At 35.1% G+C, this 19,646-nt stretch carries 20 protein-coding genes, 1 pseudogene and 2 other annotated features; of the genes and pseudogenes, 9 read left to right on the top strand and 12 right to left on the bottom strand.

Annotated features, from left to right (window positions below):
- Positions 1-14: 14 nt before the first annotated feature.
- From ACYVEC_RS25785 to ACYVEC_RS25775, 3 genes are all read right to left on the bottom strand, one after another.
- A complete protein-coding gene (locus ACYVEC_RS25785) occupies positions 15-1,511 on the bottom strand; it encodes a YcdB/YcdC domain-containing protein (protein ID WP_063222903.1) in 1,497 nt (498 codons plus the stop codon).
- A 92-nt stretch (positions 1,512-1,603) separates the two neighbouring features.
- Positions 1,604-1,753 carry a 50S ribosomal protein L33 gene (gene rpmG / locus ACYVEC_RS25780; protein ID WP_001265617.1) on the bottom strand — a complete coding sequence of 50 codons (150 nt, stop codon included), beginning with the start codon at positions 1,751-1,753 and terminating at the stop codon, positions 1,604-1,606.
- 144 nt (positions 1,754-1,897) lie between these two features.
- Entirely contained in the window at positions 1,898-2,524 is a 627-nt protein-coding gene (locus ACYVEC_RS25775; RefSeq protein WP_063222902.1) for a nitroreductase family protein, read from the bottom strand.
- Positions 2,525-2,874: 350 nt separating this feature from the next.
- On the opposite strand from ACYVEC_RS25775, the gene ACYVEC_RS25770 reads away from it, so the two are divergent.
- A complete protein-coding gene (locus ACYVEC_RS25770; protein WP_000456215.1) occupies positions 2,875-3,525 on the top strand; it encodes a GTP pyrophosphokinase in 651 nt (216 codons plus the stop codon).
- Between the two features lie 77 nt (positions 3,526-3,602).
- Here the strand turns inward: ACYVEC_RS25770 and ACYVEC_RS25765 are convergent, their stop codons facing one another.
- Complete coding sequence (locus ACYVEC_RS25765) at positions 3,603-4,070, bottom strand: hypothetical protein (RefSeq protein ID WP_275719422.1); 468 nt, start codon at positions 4,068-4,070, stop codon at positions 3,603-3,605.
- A gap of 54 nt (positions 4,071-4,124) precedes the next feature.
- Entirely contained in the window at positions 4,125-5,510 is a 1,386-nt protein-coding gene (locus ACYVEC_RS25760) for an alkaline phosphatase (protein ID WP_063222900.1), read from the bottom strand.
- 261 nt (positions 5,511-5,771) lie between these two features.
- On the opposite strand from ACYVEC_RS25760, the gene ACYVEC_RS25755 reads away from it, so the two are divergent.
- On the top strand, positions 5,772-6,605 hold the full coding sequence (locus ACYVEC_RS25755) for a GNAT family N-acetyltransferase (RefSeq protein WP_063222899.1): 834 nt from the start codon (positions 5,772-5,774) through the stop codon (positions 6,603-6,605).
- 15 nt (positions 6,606-6,620) lie between these two features.
- On the top strand, positions 6,621-7,505 hold the full coding sequence (locus ACYVEC_RS25750) for an alpha/beta fold hydrolase (protein WP_063222898.1): 885 nt from the start codon (positions 6,621-6,623) through the stop codon (positions 7,503-7,505).
- Positions 7,506-7,546: 41 nt separating this feature from the next.
- Here the strand turns inward: ACYVEC_RS25750 and ACYVEC_RS25745 are convergent, their stop codons facing one another.
- The 3 genes and pseudogenes from ACYVEC_RS25745 to ACYVEC_RS25735 all read right to left on the bottom strand — a co-directional run bounded on the left by ACYVEC_RS25745 (position 7,547) and on the right by ACYVEC_RS25735 (position 9,469).
- On the bottom strand, positions 7,547-8,047 hold the full coding sequence (locus tag ACYVEC_RS25745) for a DoxX family protein (RefSeq protein ID WP_063222897.1): 501 nt from the start codon (positions 8,045-8,047) through the stop codon (positions 7,547-7,549).
- Positions 8,048-8,311: 264 nt separating this feature from the next.
- Positions 8,312-8,848, bottom strand: a complete 537-nt coding sequence (locus ACYVEC_RS25740) for a CHAT domain-containing protein (RefSeq protein WP_063222896.1) — start codon at positions 8,846-8,848, stop codon at positions 8,312-8,314.
- 18 nt (positions 8,849-8,866) lie between these two features.
- Positions 8,867-9,469: pseudogene (locus ACYVEC_RS25735) on the bottom strand (histidine phosphatase family protein).
- A 170-nt stretch (positions 9,470-9,639) separates the two neighbouring features.
- Between ACYVEC_RS25735 and ACYVEC_RS25730 the strand changes: the two are divergent.
- Positions 9,640-9,978 carry a hypothetical protein gene (locus ACYVEC_RS25730; protein WP_063222894.1) on the top strand — a complete coding sequence of 113 codons (339 nt, stop codon included), beginning with the start codon at positions 9,640-9,642 and terminating at the stop codon, positions 9,976-9,978.
- A gap of 71 nt (positions 9,979-10,049) precedes the next feature.
- Positions 10,050-10,172 carry a DUF4023 domain-containing protein gene (locus ACYVEC_RS25725; RefSeq protein WP_000071861.1) on the top strand — a complete coding sequence of 41 codons (123 nt, stop codon included), beginning with the start codon at positions 10,050-10,052 and terminating at the stop codon, positions 10,170-10,172.
- A 43-nt stretch (positions 10,173-10,215) separates the two neighbouring features.
- On the opposite strand, the gene ACYVEC_RS25720 is transcribed toward ACYVEC_RS25725, so the two are convergent.
- Positions 10,216-11,451: a TolB family protein gene (locus tag ACYVEC_RS25720; protein ID WP_063222893.1), complete on the bottom strand. Its 1,236-nt coding sequence runs from the start codon at positions 11,449-11,451 to the stop codon at positions 10,216-10,218.
- Positions 11,452-11,680: 229 nt separating this feature from the next.
- Between ACYVEC_RS25720 and ACYVEC_RS25715 the strand changes: the two genes are divergently transcribed.
- From ACYVEC_RS25715 to ACYVEC_RS25705, 3 genes are all read left to right on the top strand, one after another.
- Positions 11,681-14,434: a S8 family serine peptidase gene (locus ACYVEC_RS25715; RefSeq protein ID WP_431112762.1), complete on the top strand. Its 2,754-nt coding sequence runs from the start codon at positions 11,681-11,683 to the stop codon at positions 14,432-14,434.
- Between the two features lie 69 nt (positions 14,435-14,503).
- Positions 14,504-14,732: a binding site (T-box leader), on the top strand.
- 50 nt (positions 14,733-14,782) lie between these two features.
- Positions 14,783-15,010, top strand: a binding site (T-box leader).
- Positions 15,011-15,172: 162 nt separating this feature from the next.
- Positions 15,173-16,927 carry an aromatic amino acid hydroxylase gene (locus ACYVEC_RS25710; protein WP_063222891.1) on the top strand — a complete coding sequence of 585 codons (1,755 nt, stop codon included), beginning with the start codon at positions 15,173-15,175 and terminating at the stop codon, positions 16,925-16,927.
- A complete protein-coding gene (locus ACYVEC_RS25705) occupies positions 16,908-17,222 on the top strand; it encodes a 4a-hydroxytetrahydrobiopterin dehydratase (protein WP_098556376.1) in 315 nt (104 codons plus the stop codon). Before ACYVEC_RS25710 ends, ACYVEC_RS25705 begins: the two co-directional genes overlap by 20 nt.
- 16 nt (positions 17,223-17,238) lie before the next feature.
- Here the strand turns inward: ACYVEC_RS25705 and ACYVEC_RS25700 are convergent, their stop codons facing one another.
- Together ACYVEC_RS25700 and ACYVEC_RS25695 are read right to left on the bottom strand one after the other, a co-directional pair.
- Positions 17,239-18,096, bottom strand: coding sequence for a VOC family protein (locus ACYVEC_RS25700; protein ID WP_063222889.1), 858 nt, complete (start codon positions 18,094-18,096; stop codon positions 17,239-17,241).
- Positions 18,097-18,117: 21 nt separating this feature from the next.
- The gene (locus tag ACYVEC_RS25695) at positions 18,118-18,522 is read right to left on the bottom strand and encodes a DoxX family protein (protein ID WP_460508986.1); all 405 of its coding nucleotides are present in this window, start codon (positions 18,520-18,522) and stop codon (positions 18,118-18,120) included.
- A gap of 156 nt (positions 18,523-18,678) precedes the next feature.
- Here ACYVEC_RS25695 and ACYVEC_RS25690 point away from each other — a divergent pair, with 156 nt between their 5' ends.
- A complete protein-coding gene (locus ACYVEC_RS25690) occupies positions 18,679-19,224 on the top strand; it encodes a helix-turn-helix domain-containing protein (RefSeq protein WP_063222887.1) in 546 nt (181 codons plus the stop codon).
- Positions 19,225-19,256: 32 nt separating this feature from the next.
- Here the strand turns inward: ACYVEC_RS25690 and ACYVEC_RS25685 are convergent, their stop codons facing one another.
- Positions 19,257-19,634, bottom strand: a complete 378-nt coding sequence (locus tag ACYVEC_RS25685; protein WP_063222886.1) for a hotdog family protein — start codon at positions 19,632-19,634, stop codon at positions 19,257-19,259.
- Positions 19,635-19,646: the final 12 nt, after the last annotated feature.

Raw genomic sequence — 19,646 nt, 5'->3', positions numbered from 1 at the left:
TCGATTGGCTGTTACTAATATTCACTCCAAATTTTCTCCCCAGTATGCGCATCAATATAACGAATTTCTCGACTACCGTCGAAGAATTCTTTACACTTCTCATCCGTTGTTTGTTTATACAACAATTGATATACCGTTTCCTCTACATCATGATCTATAGACCATTCTAATTTAACTCGGATAGCCTCTCTGTATATTTCTAACGCTTCTTCTTTAGTTACTTTTGGTGTTGTTTCGTATGTAAGTAATTCTTTTATAAGGTTGCTAGACTCTCCAGAGTAGTGCATCACAGCACCGTTTTCCGCATTGATGTTAATCATAAATTGGTTATACTCTGCCGGAATATCATTTATATATACAGAAAAGATAAATCTTTCAATCCCATCTTCTGCTTCTTCACGTTCCTCCCAAAGACGCAGATATTTTGTGATATCTGGAATAACTCGTTCTAAAAATTGAAGTGCTTTTTGTAAACATTCCTCTCTAAACAGTATTTGCTTTACTTCTTTATCATCTGTCAGTTTTATAAAACCAGTTAATTCATTGGTTAATTTATCAATTGTAACGCTAACTAAATTATTATATTTTAACATCGGTAAATGCTTTTTAAAAAATTCATTCATTAAATATGGATTCTTTTCTTCTTTCTGTTTCTGTAATTCCTCTTTCAGAACAAATTTCATTCTTATTTCATCATCATTTTCCGTCTCATCTACTTTTGTAAAACTTTCTTTATCCCAGTCAAATAAATCGAATATATCATCTTGCCGGCTACCTTTTTTTATTTTTTCAACAGCTACTGTTGGCGGTAATTTATAATGTTCTGGTCCAAACAAATCTTCTCCCTTACTTGCATCAATAGATGCATGACTAGGTGCTGGTTCATATACAAGATGGTATCCTTTTACTTCTTCTCCATTTTCATACTCACATGAAGAGTGTGTTAAATCTACAAATACAAGTCTCATATCTTGTCTAGCTTTCAAATTTTCTAAAACGACGTTCTCCTCAACAATTTCACTTGGCCATAACGGTTTTTTCTCGATAGCTTTTTGTCCATTATAATGAAAATTCACAACATCCCCTGAAGGATGAACTCGCACAACACACCCTGTATTCGGCAATGGATAGCTATTCACTTCTTGCATATAATTTACTTTTTTCCAACCGCGCCAATCATCCTCAACAGTTACATATGTATAAAATTCATATCCTTCTTTTGTATATTGTTTTAAGAATGTATTTGCAATCTCTCTTGCTTTATTCCCCTCTATCGCTTCCTTACCGCTCGAAACAGCATTTTCATCCTCTATCCTAAATTCAATTAAACTACCATTATGTCTATTCAACGTAATCTGTATTGTTCTCTCCTCATCCGCTTTATGTTCCCACCATAATAGATGATATGGGTCGTCCACACCTTCTTGATCATCTACAACGAGCCTATAATCATCTGGAATGTTAACAATATGATCCACTTGCTCTTTTCTTTCTATATCTTTTTGATTCATCATACTTCTCCTTTTATTACAATTTAAGGTAATTATAACAAACAAAACCAAAGAACTATAAACAAAAAAAGACTAGAGATATCTCTAGTCTTCTACTTCGTTTCACGATGTAACGTTACTCGCTTTAATCGTGGACAATATTTTTTTAGTTCGATGCGCTCTGGATTATTTCGTTTATTTTTTTTAGAAATGTAATTACGATCTCCGCACTCCGTACAAGCTAAGGTAATATTTACACGCATATGTAATTCTCCTTTCTTTCAAAGATTGCAACTAAAACGTAATGATTACGATTTATATGTTATATAACTTTATTCTATTTGTCAATTGCAAAACAAAAAGGTTCTAAATAGAACCCTTTTATTTTTAGTACTTTATACTTTTTATTAAAATGTCTCATATGTAACAAACTCACTAATCGGCTTTCGATATCCTCGTGGGCGAGTTTTAGTAGTATCACTTTTTCCTATCGTAATCATTAAAACAGGCACTATATGCTCCGGCATATTTAATTCACTTTGTACTGCTTTTTCATCAAAACCGATCATTGGACACGTATCATAGCCATAATATTTAGCTGCGTACATAAACGTCATCGCACTTAACGAAGCATTTCTAATCGCTTCCTCTGCCATGAAGCGTTCTCCTTTTCCTTCATATAACCCTTTCGTTAGCCTAATTGTATCTTCATACTCACATTCATCAATCATCTTTAAAACCTTCATACCGAAATAAATATTTTCAACATTTTGGTATGCTCTCTTATCACCACAAACAAGTATTACTGCAGATGCACTCGATACTTTATATTGCCTAAAAGCTAACTCTTTTAATCTTTCTTTGCGCTCTTGATCACGAATTACAACATAATGCGTATGTTGCAAATTGTAACAAGATGGAGAAAGCTTTGTTAGCTCAAATATTTTTTTAAAATCCTCATCAGGGATTTCTATTCCTTGTACAAATTTCATTGCGGAACGTCTAGCAATTGCCAATTCTTCAAAGTTCACCATATACCCTCCTTAATAACTATAAATTCAAATATACATTAATTTATACAAATGGATAAAGCAAATGAAAACACTTTAAATTATGGATAATAATGATGATTTACAAAAAAAAAGACAAAAAGCTGAAACAATTAGTTCATACGAAATTCACACGAATCTATTACTATAGGAATTGTACATAGTGAACTTATTAACAATCACGTTTATTCATATAGAATCTTACTCGAAAGGAGCTGAAATTATGAAAACTAAATATCGTTTTATGATCTCATCATTTGCTGCTTGCGCTTATATGATTTGGTATTTAGTATAATAACAACCTCACTTGTAAATAGGAAAAGGTGTGTATATAAATGGAATATAATCAATCAACAGTTAACTACTGGAAAGCTTTTGTACTACCATATACATTTGCTTTAGAAGAGTTAAAAACTAAATTTGAAATTATGAACCGGGAAGCCCAATTTTTAGAGGATTACAACCCGTTTGAACATATAAAAACAAGATTAAAACAACCTGAAAGTATTATTAAAAAGCTTGAACGTAAAAATTTATTACCGACAGTTGAAAATGCCCAAACGCATTTACAAGACATCATCGGCATTCGTATTACATGTTGCTTCGTAGAAGATATTTATCATTTAAAAGAAGTCATTCAAAAGCGTGAAGATATGGAAATCATAGAGGTAAAAGATTATATTGCTAATCCAAAGGGAAACGGCTATAAAAGTTTACACATGATTATTAAATATCCTTTATCACTAAATTCTGGTACAAAAGAAGTCTTTGCAGAAATTCAGTTACGTACGCTTGCAATGGACTTCTGGGCAAGTTTAGAACATAAACTTTATTATAAATATGAAGGGAAAATACCTGAGTATTTAAAAGATGAACTACATGATGCAGCAATGAAGGCTGAAGATCTTGATAATAAAATGGCGACCATTCGCCAAGATATTGATGATATCGAAGCATGCTCAAATCAAATTATGTTACCACTATAAAAAAAGGTTCTCGCCAATGAGAACCTTTTTTATTTCGCTATTTACAGGCAGGAAGGCTCCCTGATTAAAGTTTCACTTTATTTCTTCCCTATCGTGCGAACTTCTTCAATTTTCCAGCCATCCTCTTCTTTTCCAAGTGCATACCGTACTTTCTTCTGAAGAGTGACCTCCCCGTCTAGTTCCTTTTCCTTTATTTCAACAACAACATACCCTGCTTTACTAACTTTCATGTCTATATGTTCCAATTCAATTTTCTTATTTCCCTTTTGAAAAGCTGCTTCTTTTTGCGTTTTTAAGTCTTCAGCACTAGGCATCTTCTTTGAAAATAACTCCATATGTTCAGCAAGATTTTTTTCATTGGTCGTCCGTACAAACTCCTCCATAACATCTTGAATCGATTTCTCTTCTTCTTTCGTTATTTGTACCTTTTCCTCAGCTTTTGTAGTAGTGGATTTTTGTTCTATCTGATTCTCTTTAGATTGACATCCAACTAGCAATAATACACCTATTAGAAGGGATCCTATCCCTCTGAAAAAACCCCTCATCTTCCCATCTCCTAAAAAGAAAAGTGAGGCATTTCGCCTCACTTCCATTTATAATTAGCGTCTTCCTTTATTCGGATCCCCACCGCCAACAATATCAAAGACACGTTTAGCGATATTTGTATTTTCTTGAACGCCAGAGAACAAGTATTTACCGGGGCCAAATGCATATACGTTTACATCTTCCCCTGTATGTCCACCTGTTGTCCATCCTGTCACCGAACGCTTATTGAAAATATCTTCAATCGCATTATCAATCTTTGTGACATCTTTTGAAGGAGCAATATCGTTTACCGCTTTAATTTCTTCTGGTGTTAATTGTAAATCAATATATTTTTTCAATGTTTCTTCTACATTTGCACCTTTTGCAATCTCATTTGCCATGAAGTCTGGTGTGCGTTTTGCAGCTTTAATTGGATCTACTTTAAAGTTATACTCACCATTCGCACCTAAAGATAATCCGCCAGTAGCGTGGTCTGCCGTTGCAACGACTAACGTATTTTTATCTTTTTTCGCAAACTCAATCGCTGCTTTAAATGCTTTTTCAAAGTCTTCCATTTCACTCATTGCACCAACGATATCATTATCGTGTCCAGCCCAGTCGATTTGACTTCCTTCAACCATTAAGAAGAAACCATTTTTATTTTTGTTCAAACGCTCAATTGCTGCATTTGTCATTTCTTCTAATGAAGGTGTTTTATCGGTACGGTCAATCATTTTATCTAAACCGCCTGGCGCAAATAAACCAAGAATTTGATCATTTTTATCATTTAACAATTGATTACGATCTGTTACATAGCTATAACCAGATTTCTTAAATTCTTCTGTAAGATTGCGATCTTTTCTAACAAAGTTATTTACACCACCGCCAAGCATAACATCTACCTTATGCTTCCCTTTAACTTTTTCATCAAAATAATCATTTGCAATTGCGTCCATATTTTTACGGCTAATGTCATGCGCACCGAAAGCCGCTGGGGTTGCATGTGTAATTTCAGAAGTTGCAACTAATCCTGTTGATTTCCCTTTTTCTTTCGCTTGTTCAAGAACAGTTTTCACTTCTGCTTTATCATTATCAACCGCGATTGCTGCATTATATGTTTTAATCCCTGCTGACATAGCTGTTGCTGCCGATGCAGAGTCTGTAATATTTTCATGTTCATCTTCTGGATATGTTTTTTGTGTTCCTACAAGATGCTTATCAAATTCTGTAGATTCCATCTCAAAAGTTTTTGAATTATCTTTCATATAACGGTGAGCCGTCATATATGAAGGGCCCATACCATCCCCAATTAATACAATAACATTTTTAATCTTTGCATTGCTTCCGCTCTCATCTGCATTTACTTCACTAGAACGTGTAAAATTCCATGTTGCCACCGAAGTAACTGCTAACGACGCCACAACTGCAAATGGCCATGCTTTTTTCACAAACTTTTTCACTGTATTGTCCCCCTAATTAGGTTATTCATTTCCCACTATCAAATTTAACGGAAGACTATTAAGAGAAAATTAGTTATATGTAAATTTTTTGTTAACTTATGTAAATATCAGTTATAATTTGTATAACTTTGTCTGTTCATACCAACCATCTTCCCCTTTACAATCAAACTATAAACAAGTTGGATTTCATTTAACGTAAATCTCTTATTTAACATTTTCAATCTACTTTTATGAAAATTAATAGAAATGTGGTGAATATTTATGAAAATAATAAAACTAGATGAAACTTTTATTTTTGATTTGCTCGACCTTTGCAAAGCTATTGGATGGTTACAAGATAAAGTATTTATGAAAAAACAATTCGAAATGTATCTTTCGCTCGGCACACTTATCGGTTATATGCATGAAAATAAACTGATTGCAGCTGGAGGAGTATTTCCTTTTAAAAATAGTTTTTCTACTATTGGCATGTTAATCGTCCATCCTAATTTTCAAGGCCAAGGCATCGGACGTATTTTGCTTAATTACTGCTTAGAACACACTCCCCCAAAACAATCAATTGCACTTATTGCAACAAAAGCCGGCGAGCCTCTTTATACATCATGCGGATTTCAAACAGTAACGAAGATTCATCGTTTTGAAAAACAAACTACTAAGACACATATCACTCATACACAACAAGTAAAAGAAAAAGACTTTATATCGCTTATTTCTCTCGATCAAATTACAACTGGTGCCGATCGTTCTTTACTTTACTCATTACTATTACCAAGAACCAGCCACTCTTTTAAAATTGAGAGACATAACTGTATAGAAGCTTTTTCCTTATGTATACAAAAAGGTAATATATTATGTATCAATCCACTTATCGCCAAACGAGAAGAAGATGCTATTCAATTACTACAAAACATATGTGAATGTTGGAATGGCACAGTAAGGATTGATGTCCCACATTCACAGTTTTCATTTCGCAAATTTCTTCAAACAGAAAATTTCCAGGAAACGCTCCTTTCACCTCTTATGATAAAAAATGGTAGCCAACTTCCTGGAAATCGTAATATGCTATTTGCTATGATAGATACAGCGTTATGTTAGAAAGGGGACACCTAATTGAAGCGATTTAGCTATTTTATGGTAGGTTGTCTTACTCTTACACTATTAGTAGGATGTAGTGCAGCAGAAAAGCCAGTAGAACAAGTAAAACAAGTTAAAAATACACTTACAGCAAAACTAGCTACCGAGGAAAAAATGGTAGAAATAGATGGTCAAACCATTTACTTCAAAAAGATTGGTAATGAAAAACCACCTTTACTTATGATCCATGGATTTGGAGGATCCTCAGATGGTTTTCAAAAGATTTACTCAGACTTAGCAAAAGATCATACAATTATTTCTGTAGATGCTTTAGGATTTGGGCGCTCATCTAAGCCGATGGATTTTTATTATTCTTTCCCCACTCATGCAAATTTGTATTATAAATTAATGAAAAAACTAGGTTACGATTCGTTTGCAATACTGGGGCATTCAATGGGCGGAGAAATTTCTCTTAATTTAACATATTTATATCCTGAAGCCGTTACCCACCTTATTTTAACTGATGCTACAGGCGGTCCTCATACATTCGTTAATAAACAAGGTTCACCGAAACCTCAGTTGTCGACTGATTTAAATACCGTTTCTGCTATTGCAGATTATGATGAGAGCAAAGTGAAATTTAAACGTAATGATGAAGAGCATTACAATAAAATGAAATTATGGCCTAGACGTCTTCAAATCAATGCAAATGAAATGAAACAACCAACCTTAATTATATGGGGAAGAAATGATAGTAGCGTTTCTTGGAAGGAAGGAGAAACATATCATCAATTCTTAAAAAATAGTACTTTCCATGTTATTGAAAAAGGTTATCATGCACCGTTTCGCCAAGAACCACAGGAATTTGTAGGGTATGTAAAAGATTTCTTTAAAAACAATCCGATACAATTTGAAAAATAACATAAGCGGGTATCTCATTTTGAGATACCCGCTTTCATATATTAAGCAGCTTGCTTTTGGCGTTTTTGAGCTTTTGATCCTAAAACTTTTGGGATAACAAAGCCGTCAAGTCCAAGTTTTCCAGCATTCATACCAGAAACAAGAACGAACATAGATAAGATAACCATTTCAGGGTTCACACCAATTGACCCACTAAACATATAGGAAAAGTTCATTACAAGACCGAAAAAGACCGCTGTTTTTGTTAAACAGCCCACAATTAAACCAATTCCGACTAAAATCTCTCCCCACGTTACAAGTGTATTAAATAGATCAACGTTTGGAATTGCGAAATCTTGTAAAAATGATGCCCACCAAGATTGAACAGCCGGTTGTGCTCCTTTAGATTTTTCAATTGCACCTTGTAAATAACCCGTTGCATCGAATCCTTTTCCTTGTAGTTTACCAATTCCAGCCATTAACCATGTGTAACCAAGATACACTCGGATTACTGCTAGCACAAAAGAAACTGCTTTGTTTTCTCTTAAAAATTGAATAACCATATCTTCCTCCTAAAGTTGTAATTAAGTTAGTTACAGGTAATATAATAACATTAGTTACTTATTTTACAAACGTTAATTATGAATAATTCGTGACATGTGTATGAAACATTAAAAACTAACGTTTATATAGTAACTTTTATTACCTGTAAAAACTTGAACATATCATACCATAAGTGATAATGGTTTTCATTGAAGAAAATGTAAAAAAAATGTGAGTTAAATGTGAAACGCATTTATTCGAATATAGAATAAACGTGTTTCACACTACTTATAGAATCGAAATGTACGTGTCTCCTCATCAATTAACCTTGCTTCTTGAAATGCTTCTTCTAACGTTTTTTTATGGTTAATAACCCCGTAAAATAAGCGTATTGTAAACATAAGTGCTGCATTCCCATCTACATAATCTATCGATCCAATATACGATTTTGCTCCACTACGTAAAAAAGATTCTGCTAGTTTTCGCTCCCCTAACGTACACCCACTATTTACAATATGTGTATTATGCAATTTTGCATATTTATAAATTTCTACTGCACCAAAGTATCCCCTCGGTTCATCTTGTTCATATATATCTTCACCTAACTCTTCCATGACAAACTCTCCTTCATCACCATGAAAGCAAAAGACAACATAATTAATATCATTATATAAACCCTTTCCAGAAAGAATATCGATGAACTCTTTCGGTCTACCAATCCAGTATGTTATAACTTTCGCCCCAAAATATTCAAGTGATGCTCGGATTGATTGCGCCTCTAAATCAGAATTAAAGCCAACTACCAGTGCAACCTTCAACATACACCCTCCATCCTATAATTAGATTTCATCAATTAAACTTTTAAGGGATACATTCATTTCATATATACCCGTTTCTTGCAAAAAATCAGATCTAGTTAAAACGACATTCTGTAAATATTGCCTATATGCTGTAATTGTCCCGTCGTGAGATACAATGCAAATTCTTTCAGCGCCTAGCTCATAACACCAAAGAAGAAATTCATCTACTATTTGCTGAAAACAATTCTCTGAAATAGTATTTATACCTTCCGTCCATAACTGCTTATTTGTACTTTTCGCAATCGAGAAATGTGGAAATAAATTTGTTATTATTCCCTGATCTACTATGTGATCACATGGTAATGTTTTCGCTCCTTCTCGATAAGGAAAAATACGTGGGGATATATATGGGTGGACGAGTTTTTGACAGGCTACTTTCGCACTCCATATTGTCGCCGTTTGCAAAGTTCTAAGTGTAGGACTAGCAATTAATATATCCGCCTCTTGCAATGGCACATTGCATTGAAGTGATTTAGCCTGATTCCTTCCCTCATCCGTTAATGGTGGATGAAGCACTTATAAACTTGACGGCAAATCTTTTGTATGTTCTCCTTCACCGTGCCGAACAAAGATGAGTTTCATACTCATCCTCCTCTCGCTAAGTAATCCTTTTACATATTTCTTCCCTATTCCATCCTTTATTCCTGCTATATGAAAAACCGATATGTAAAAAATATTTGACATAAAAAATTGGAAAACATTACAATTGTATATGTAAAACACTTTTTACAATAGGGAGGGAAATTCCAAATATGAAATGGATAACCATCTTAATCGGAATGATTATATGGGGATATATAAACGGATTTTTTAGCAGTGATAAAACGGCTAATCCTTGGATTACAGATGATGAACGTGAAACAAAAATTAAGCAGAAGGCAATTATTGCAAGCTGGTCCGGTGTTTTTATGTTTTGTACCATTAACCTCTTAAACAAATGGTTAGGTGTAGGAACGAGCGATACATCACCTTACTTACCAACTTCTGTCGCAACTATTTTAAAAGAAAATGTAGAGTTACAAATTTTATTTATGCTATTTATTACGTACGGCATATTTTACGTATACTATCGAAGAAAACTCAGTGCTTAACTTTTTTATCTCATGATTATCCTCCTAAATGGTTATAGTAATTAGGACGAAATGAAAGGAGCGATAGAAAAATGAGTAACTCGAATGACTTTTTAGATACACTGCATGAAAAACAAGCAAAAGATGAACAAAATAGAAAACGTCAGGGGAACGGAAACCCAGCGAAAAAAAAGCCAAATAAAACACATAAATAACAATAAAAAAAACCTGCCTAAAATTATCTTTTAGGCAGGTTTTTTATTCTTCTTTCACCGAGATGACATTTTCCCAATTCCATTTCTCATAATACCACGCTGGTACATCTATATTTTCAATCCACTTTTCCTGTTTCCCATCTTTATGAGCAAGCCATACATCCGCTTTCTTACGGTCTGAACGTATCCAAATTAATTGATTACTCTTCTTCATGAAAATCGGGTGATAATCCCCTTTCTTGTTAGTTTCCTTTGTGATTTGATGCTGTGCATTGCTTGTACTATCGACCTCATATAAAGATGGTAGTGGCCTTTTTTCTGGTGGAGTTTCTATCCCTGCCTCTTTTGCTCGTGAAACGATAATTACTCTATCGTTCTTCCATGCAAAATCCCAATCAACATATCCTTTCGGCGTAAATATGTTCTGCTGAAGTGCTGGCAATTCCTTTACTTTTAAATGTTTATTTTCTAATGCAACTCTTCCGCTCCCTTCAATATAAGCTAATATATTTTTTGATGGTGCCCATTGAAACCATTGTGCGTTTAATAACATTTGATCTACTTTTTCAAACCGACTGCCATCTGCACGAACTAAGCAAAGCGTATTACTATCAGCTGACCATGAAGCTGTCGGTACTGCTAAAAATGAAATCCACTTTTGATCTGGTGACCATTTAAAGCCACTTGCAACTAGTGCTAGGAAATCATCATGTTCATTTGGCAATGCATACAAATGCTTCATTTTGTGAGGATTCATATGTGCATCTTTTTGCACTTCATATAGCTGAGCCCCTGTCCATCCTGTTGGAAGTAAGTGCGCTTCAGAAGATACAAGAAAGTTCTTTCCATCGGGGTACCATGCATAATCACCTACACCAGCCGATACATTTTCAAAATCTGCATTCTTTTTTTCTACATCAAATGTATTTAATGTACCTGTAAATATAAATGCAATTATATTTTCTGTTGGTGACCATTGATAATTCGATGCTTCTGAGTGAAACGGCGTAACTTTCTTTCCGTCTTTCAGCCGATATAACTCAAGAATACTTTGTTTCTTTCCTTTTACATATGCTAGCCACTCCCCATCATATGACCACTTCGGCCCTGTTATGTTCTCTCCTTTTGTAAGTTGTTTTTCTTTCCCATCAACTTTAATCCAAAGGTTATGATGACGAATAAAAGCAATTTTCCCCCCGCTATTTTCTGCTTTAGTAATAGTAATTGAACTTAAAAATATGAATAATACTGTTATGACACTTGCTAAAACCTTTTTCATAACACTCCTCCATTTCCCCCATAGCATTCCTCACACCCCACCTACAATATGTGAAAAATCCCCTATTCGACATAATCAGAAAAAATTTCCCAAGAAATTTTTAATTCATAGAGAATTGGTATGAATTATGTCGAAAGTATAGTTTAGCCAACATTCGTTTATATGTTTTATAACGAAAATGTAAGATGACTTTTCGTAATATTAGCACTTTTTATTAGGGGGAGTTTCAATGAAAAAAACTACATCTACACTATTAAGTATGGCGCTCGTCTTTTCAAGTTTTGGCGCTTTAAGCGCCCATGCTGAGTCACTGCAAAAGGAGAAGCAATTTAGTCCACAACTAAAAACAACGATTGAACAGTGGGGAGAAAATAAAATTGCTCAACATGTTGAAACAAAAACAACAAAAGAAATATCTGTCATTGTAGAATTGCAACATGCGCCTCTTGCTGCGCAAAGTAACATTCAGCATGCTCCAGATTTACAAAATAATAATGCGCAGTCTTATCATGCCGAGCTTAAAAAGGCACAAGAAGATACGACTAAGAAAATAAAAGAAAAAGCACCTGGTGCAAAAATTAAAGAAGTTTATAATACGTTATTTTCTGGTTTCTCTATTTCAGTTCCTGGAGATCAAATTACTGCTCTTGCTTCTTTACCTGAAGTAAAGGCGGTCTATCCGAACTTAACATATAAATTGCATGAAACATCAAAAAGTACTGCTAACGAAGAAGTACCAAATATCGGCGGACCGACAATTGGTGCGCCTGAAGCATGGAATTTAAAAGACCCATCTGGCGAACCGCTTGATGGAAAAGGTATGAAAGTAGCCATTATCGACTCTGGCGTAGACTATACACACCCTGACTTAAAGGCAAATTATATCGGTGGATATGACACTGTCGATGAAGATAACGATCCAATGGATGGTAACGTACATGGTACTCATGTCGCTGGAATTATTGCTGGGAATGGAAAAATTAAAGGCGTTGCTCCAAATGCTTCTATTCTAGCCTATCGTGTTATGAATGACGGTGGAACTGGTACAACAGATGATATTATTCAAGGTATTGAACGAGCAATTCAAGATGGTGCTGATGTGTTAAATCTATCCCTTGGACAAGATTTAAATGTACCTGATCAACCTGTAACATTAACGTTAGAACGTGCAGCAAAACTTGGGGTTACTGCAGTCGTTTCGAATGGAAATGACGGACCAAAACCTTGGTCTGTTGATGCACCAGGAAATGCAAGCAGCGTTATATCAGTTGGAGCATCTACTGTTTCTATCCCGTTTCCAACATTCCAAGTAGCTGGTTCCAGCAAAACATATCAAGGGCTACCGTTATCAAAATCAGATTTCCCAATAGGAAATGATTCTCCGCTTGTATATGTTGGCTATGGTAGTCCAAGCGATTATGCAAAACAAGATGTGAAAGGAAAATTTGCACTTGTTTTACAAGGTACTTCTAGTACGTTAGTAAAAGCTGAACAAGCGAAGCAAGCTGGTGCAATTGGTGTACTATTAATTTCTACAGAAAAAGAAATCAATATTATGCCTGAATACTTTGCACGTGAAAACCTAGCCCTTCCAGTTATGCAATTATCAAATGTAAATGGTGAAGAGTTGAAAAACTTAATTACAAAGCGCAAGAAAAATATAAAAATTGGACAACCCGTTCCGACTGAATTAATTAGCAACTTCAGTTCCAGAGGTCCGTCACAAGGAAGTTGGCTTATAAAACCAGATATCGTTGCTCCTGGCGTACAAATTACTAGTACAGTGCCACGAGGCGGCTATGAATCTCATAACGGAACAAGTATGGCTGCTCCGCAAGTAGCTGGAGCGGTTGCCCTCTTGCGTCAAATGCATCCTGATTGGACCACGGAACAATTAAAAGCATCTCTTGCCAATACAGCAAAAACTTTAAAAGATGTAAATGAAAATACGTATCCTGTTATGACGCAAGGATCTGGCTTAATTAACATTCCAAAAGCTGTTCAAACAAATGTATTAGTAAAGCCTAACAATGTCAGCTTCGGTCTTATAAAGCCAAATAGCGGAAAAGTAAAACTGACGCAAAATATTACGTTACAAAATCTTTCTAATAAAAAGAAAACCTTTTCAACTCGTGTAGAATTACTGGATGCAAACACAAAAACAAAAATAAAAACTTCTGTTCCTTCATCGATTAGCGTACAACCAAATAGTAATACGGAAAAGCCATTTACTATCACTGTCGATAGCTCACTACCACAAGGTGTGTATACTGGGAATGTATATGTAAAAGAGCAGGGAGCGAAAGAAGAAATTAGAATTCCATTTACATTTAGTATCGACCCTAAAGATTACAAACGTATTGATGGTCTCGAAATTGTGAATTCTACTTTTAGTCCAAACGGGGACAACATATTAGATGATAATCTCATCAACTACTATTTAGTTGCTCCAGTGGAAGATGTAACGTTACACGCTAACTTAGTTACAAAAGAACGTGTAACGTACCAAGGCATGATTTATCAAGGAAAAAATGAAACAGCAGGTTATAAACCTTTCAAATGGAATGGTACAAAAATAGATGGATCACCACTAGCGGATGGTTTATATCAAATTGAAGCTGTTGCCTCCAACTCAGGGGGCGAAACGAAACAAACAGGGGCTGTATTTATTGACCGAACTGCACCAAAATTGACACATGAAGTTGATCAAGAAAATCTTGTAATTAGAGGAAAAGTTGACGATATTCTACTAGATTGGATGACAGAATCTGGTTGGGTATCACCTGGAATTCCAGTGAGACTACAGTATGAAATAAACGGAAATGGTATATGGGAACAGGCATTCCTGAACCCTTGGGAGAAAAGCTATGACATTTATTTCGATCGTACTCAATTACAAGAAGGTAAAAATACAGTTCATCTTGTTGCAACCGATGCAGCTGGAAATACATCTAATTTAAATGTTGATTTAGATGTGAAATAAAAAATTATTGTTGACAATTTTTCAAATATAGTTTTATAATACAAAACATAGTTTAGTTGAATGAATTATATATTGGCTTTGAAGGAATACTAGTAGCGACTTATATCCCTGTCTCAGAGAACTGATGGTTGGTGCGAATCAGTACATATACAAGCGTGAATTACAATTCTGGAGCTTCTTTCCCGTAATGCTTTTTATGCATGAAGAGAAAGACGGATCTTTCCGTTATCGTAAAGTGAGTGGTAAACAATTACTTGTTTACAAATAGGGTGGTACCGCGATTTTTATCGTCCCTATCGGATTTTCCGATAGGGACTTTTTTGCGTCTGTCCTTTTACATAATTTCATATGTACGCGTTGAAAGAATCGCAGTAGTATCTTATATCCCTGTTACAGAGAGCTAATGGTCGGTGGAAATTGGCACATATATAAGTACGAATTACAATTCTGGAGCTTCTTTTTCGTAGTGCTTTTACGCATGAAGGAAAAGACGGAGTTTTTCCGTTATCATTAATTGAGATGTAAGTATATTTTCACTTACAAATAGGGTGGTACCGCGATTCTTTCGCCCCTATCGGATTTTCCGATAGGGGCTTTTTCTATTTCTCACAGAAACAAATGTTAAATAATTCCGAATCTTATGATAAAATTTTATAAGCGCTTACAAATTTGAAAGGGGGTGGTACAAGCTATACGAAACCGATATTTAATTTTACAGAAAAAAAGGAGGATGTCTAAATGACAAAGAAAACAGAAATTCCATCGCATTTAAAACCATTCGTATCCACACAACATTATGATCAATACACGCCGGTGAATCACGCTGTGTGGCGTTACATTATGAGACAAAATCATAGCTTTTTAAAAGATGTTGCTCATCCAGCCTATGTGAACGGACTACAATCATCTGGTATTAATATAGATGCAATTCCTAAAGTAGAAGAAATGAATGAGTGTTTGGCACCAAGCGGCTGGGGTGCTGTAACGATTGACGGGCTTATTCCTGGAGTAGCATTCTTTGATTTTCAAGGCCACGGATTATTACCAATTGCAACAGATATTCGTAAAGTAGAAAATATCGAGTATACACCGGCTCCTGATATCGTTCATGAAGCTGCAGGCCACGCACCAATTTTACTTGATCCTACATATGCAAAGTATGTAAAACGCTTTGGACAAATTGGAGCAAAAGCTTTCTCTACAAAAGAAGAACATGATGCGTTTGAAGCAGTTCGTACATTAACAATCGTAAAAGAAAGCCCGACTTCTACACATGAAGAAGTTGCAGCTGCTGAAAATGCGGTAATTGAAAAACAAAAATTAGTTTCTGGCTTATCAGAAGCTGAACAAATTTCACGCCTTTTCTGGTGGACAGTGGAATATGGATTAATTGGAGATATAGGCGATCCAAAAATATATGGTGCTGGCCTCCTTTCTTCTGTTGGCGAAAGTAAACATTGCTTAACAGACGCTGTAGAAAAGGTTCCATTCTCTATCGAAGCATGTACAAGTACAACTTATGACGTAACAAAAATGCAACCACAACTATTTGTTTGTGAATCATTTGAAGAATTAACGGAAGCACTTGAGAAATTCGCTGAAACAATGGCCTTTAAAACAGGTGGTAAAAAAGGCTTAGAAAAAGCAATTCGCTCTGAAAACCATGCCACTGCTGAGCTAAATAGCGGATTACAAATTACAGGTACATTCACAGAGACAATTGAAAACGATGCAGGTGAATTGATTTATATGCGAACAAGTTCGCCAACAGCATTAGCAATTCACAATAAACAACTAGCGAATCATTCTACGGCTGTACACAGTGACGGCTTTGGAACACCAATTGGATTACTCACTGAAAATATTGCATTAGAAAATTGTACAGATGAGCAATTACAATCATTAGGAATTACAATTGGAAATACAGCAGCATTTACTTTTGCAAGTGGTATCCATATAAAAGGAACGGTAACAGCTATTGAAAAAAACGATAAAAAGATTGCTCTTATATCCTTTATCGATTGTACAGTTACTTATAAAGACAGTTTATTATTTGATGCTTCATGGGGTGCTTTTGATATGGCTGTTGGTTCAAAAGTCACTTCTGTATTCCCAGGAGCTGCAGATGCGGCATCGTTTTTCCCAGTTGATGAAGAAATAGAAGAAACTCCAGTACCTCTCACATTAACTGAGCTCGATCGTATGTATCAAACAGTTCGAGATATTCGAAATGAAGGTATTTTACACGACGCGCATGTCGAGCAATTAGTAGCAATTCAAGAAGTATTAAATAAATTTTATGGTAAAGAATGGCTACTTCGTCTTGAAATATTAGAATTACTTTTAGAGCATAACAAAGGGCACGAAACATCAGCAGCACTATTACAACAACTGTCTACTTTCACAACCGACGAAGCTGTAACACGTCTTATTAACAATGGTCTTGCGCTACTGCAGGTAAAGGATGTGAAAAATGATGCTACGATTAACTGAAGAAGAAATTCAAGAGGAATTATTGAATGTAGATAAATGGATGGTAAAAGATGAAAAATGGATTGAACGAAAATATATGTTTTCCGACTACTTAAAAGGAGTCGAATTTGTCTCTGAAGCCGCCAAACTATCAGAAGAAAATAATCACCATCCATTTATCCTTATCCAGTATAAAGCAGTTATTATTACTTTGTCATCTTGGAATGCAAAAGGTTTAACGAAACTAGATTTTGAGCTTGCGAAGCAATTTGATGAACTATTTTTACAAAACGAAAAAGCAATTATAAGAAAATAAAAAAGAGAAGCCTTTTTTAGGCTTCTCCTTTTATTTTGAAATGTATACAATGTCCAAATGGATCCTCGACTTGTAATATTCCATCTTTGTACGTAGCAATCTTGCCAATATTTTTTAAACTTTTACATACTTGCTCTTTTTGTTTTTCATCTGCTAATACAATTGTGAAATATTTCAAGCCAACGGAATTTGGCATTTGCGGTAGTATTCCTTCACCTTGCCACGTATTTAAACCGATATGGTGATGGTAGCCACCTGCGGATACAAACAACGCCCCATTACGAGCTGGGATTGTTACTTCAAAGCCAAGACCATCCACATAGAAACGTTTCGCTTCTTCCAAATCAGCTACATGGAAATGAATATGTCCCATCACAGTACCAGCTGGAAAACCGTTCCACGCACTTCCTTGCTGCAATAATTCTTCACCAGCTAACGGGTTACTAACAAATGGTAGTTCTCCATTCTCATCACGCCAAACCTCTTTTTGGCGATCATGATAAATTTCAATCCCGTTTCCATCTGGATCAGCTAAATAAAGGGCCTCACTAAAGTAATGGTCGGCTCCGCCGTGCAGTGGATATACCATTTCTACAAGATGACGAAGGACATTCGCTAAATCCTGTCTGCTTGGTAATAAAATTGCATAATGATATAACCCCGTTCTCCCTCTTTGCTTTGGTAAGGCTTCTTTCTTTTCTTCAATGATAAGGAGTGGTTCGTTATTTTCATTCCCAAATGTAACGACCATTTCATCTTCTTTTAGTACTTTCATACTTAGTACTTCTGTATAAAACTCTAGTGATTTCTTTATATTTGATACATATAAATGAACAACATCAAGTGTTGTATCGGGATGAAGTTGAAAACTCATCTTGTTAGCCCCCCATTTAAATTAGTTCTTCTTTGACATTTTCTCTTTTAAGAAATTATCTACAAAACCATCCGCTTTCGCAACAAATAAGTACGCACCCATTGCTAGTAATGCAAGTTCTAATTCGAAGCCAGGATTCTTTCCATCTCCTAATAAACCAGCTGACCATTTTACTTTTACAATTGCTCCAGCCATAACAAGTGCAAATAATAATCCAATATATCTTACACCTAAACCTAGAATTAACAATATACCACCAACTAATTCTACTGTTGCTACACCGTATGCCAGTCCTCCTGGTAAACCAATGCTTGTGAACCACCCTGCAATATTGTCAATTCCTGATTGGAATTTTGTTAAACCGTGCATAAAGAATGTTACCCCTAACACGATACGAATAATTAAGTTACCAATATGTTGATTCATTTCTTTCTCTCCTTTATAGTTTTCTTATGCAAAACTTTTATTCACATTACAAAACATACACTAAATTTTTTTATTCGTCAATTCATTTTCACTGGGAAAAAATATATTTTTTTTGCTATGATACAAATAGTTGTTTACAAAAAGGAGCTTGATTTTATGAATATTGGTTCTGCAATACGTGAAATTCGTCAACGTAGAGGCATAACAATCGCACAAATTTGTGAGGGAACAGGTCTTTCTAAAGGATTTATGAGTCAGGTTGAAAATAATAAAACATCACCTTCTATCTCAACTTTAGAAACGATTTCCAATTTCTTAAATGTTCCTCTTCCCTACTTATTGTTAGAACAAAAAGATCGGTTGAAAGTTGTCAAAAAGGTAGAGCGTAAATACAGTGTATACGGAAAAGATGAACAAAGAATTGAGCATGTTGCAGAGCAGGGTGGCCTTCGCCTAAATCTCGTAGAAATTCCTGCTGGATTTCCGAAAGAAAATACACCAAATGCACATGAAGGGGAAGAATGTCACCTTGTATTACGCGGCAAACTAGAAGTTCAACATGGAGAAGATATTGCAATTGTAGAAGAAGGTGATTCTTTCTCCTGGAATGCATGTGTTCCTCATATTGTTCGTAATATAGGGAAAGAAACTGCATTATTACTCATCTCTAGTCATGCGGAAAATCGGAAACGTGTTTATTAAACAAAAAAGAAGCCTGTAAATTAGGCTTCTTTTTATTCCCTTATAACTCCATAACTTGTCCCAACTAGTACAGTTTTTTCATGTTGATTGCGATAAACTGACTCGATTGAAACCTTTTTGTATCCTTCCATCTGTTCAACATTCGTTAAAGTTAATTCACAAGTGATCGTATCTCCTGCAAAAACTGGTCTAATAAACTCACTTACTAATTCTCTTGCTATGTAATGTAATTCTTCTCCTACTTTCGTTCCAATACTAGCAGTCAATAAACCATGAACCATTAAACGTCCATTTTCATCATATTCCATATGATGCCTACCTTTATCTCCTGTAATATTTGCAAATTCAAAAACCTCTTCCTCAGTAAATCTTCTTTCGTACTTAAATACATTCCCAACTTTTATACTCATTTTTATCCCCCT

This window comes from Bacillus sp. MN7755 (genome assembly GCF_054771475.1).
Note: the sequence above shows the minus strand (reverse complement) of the source record. Positions and strands in the feature narration are given on the sequence as shown.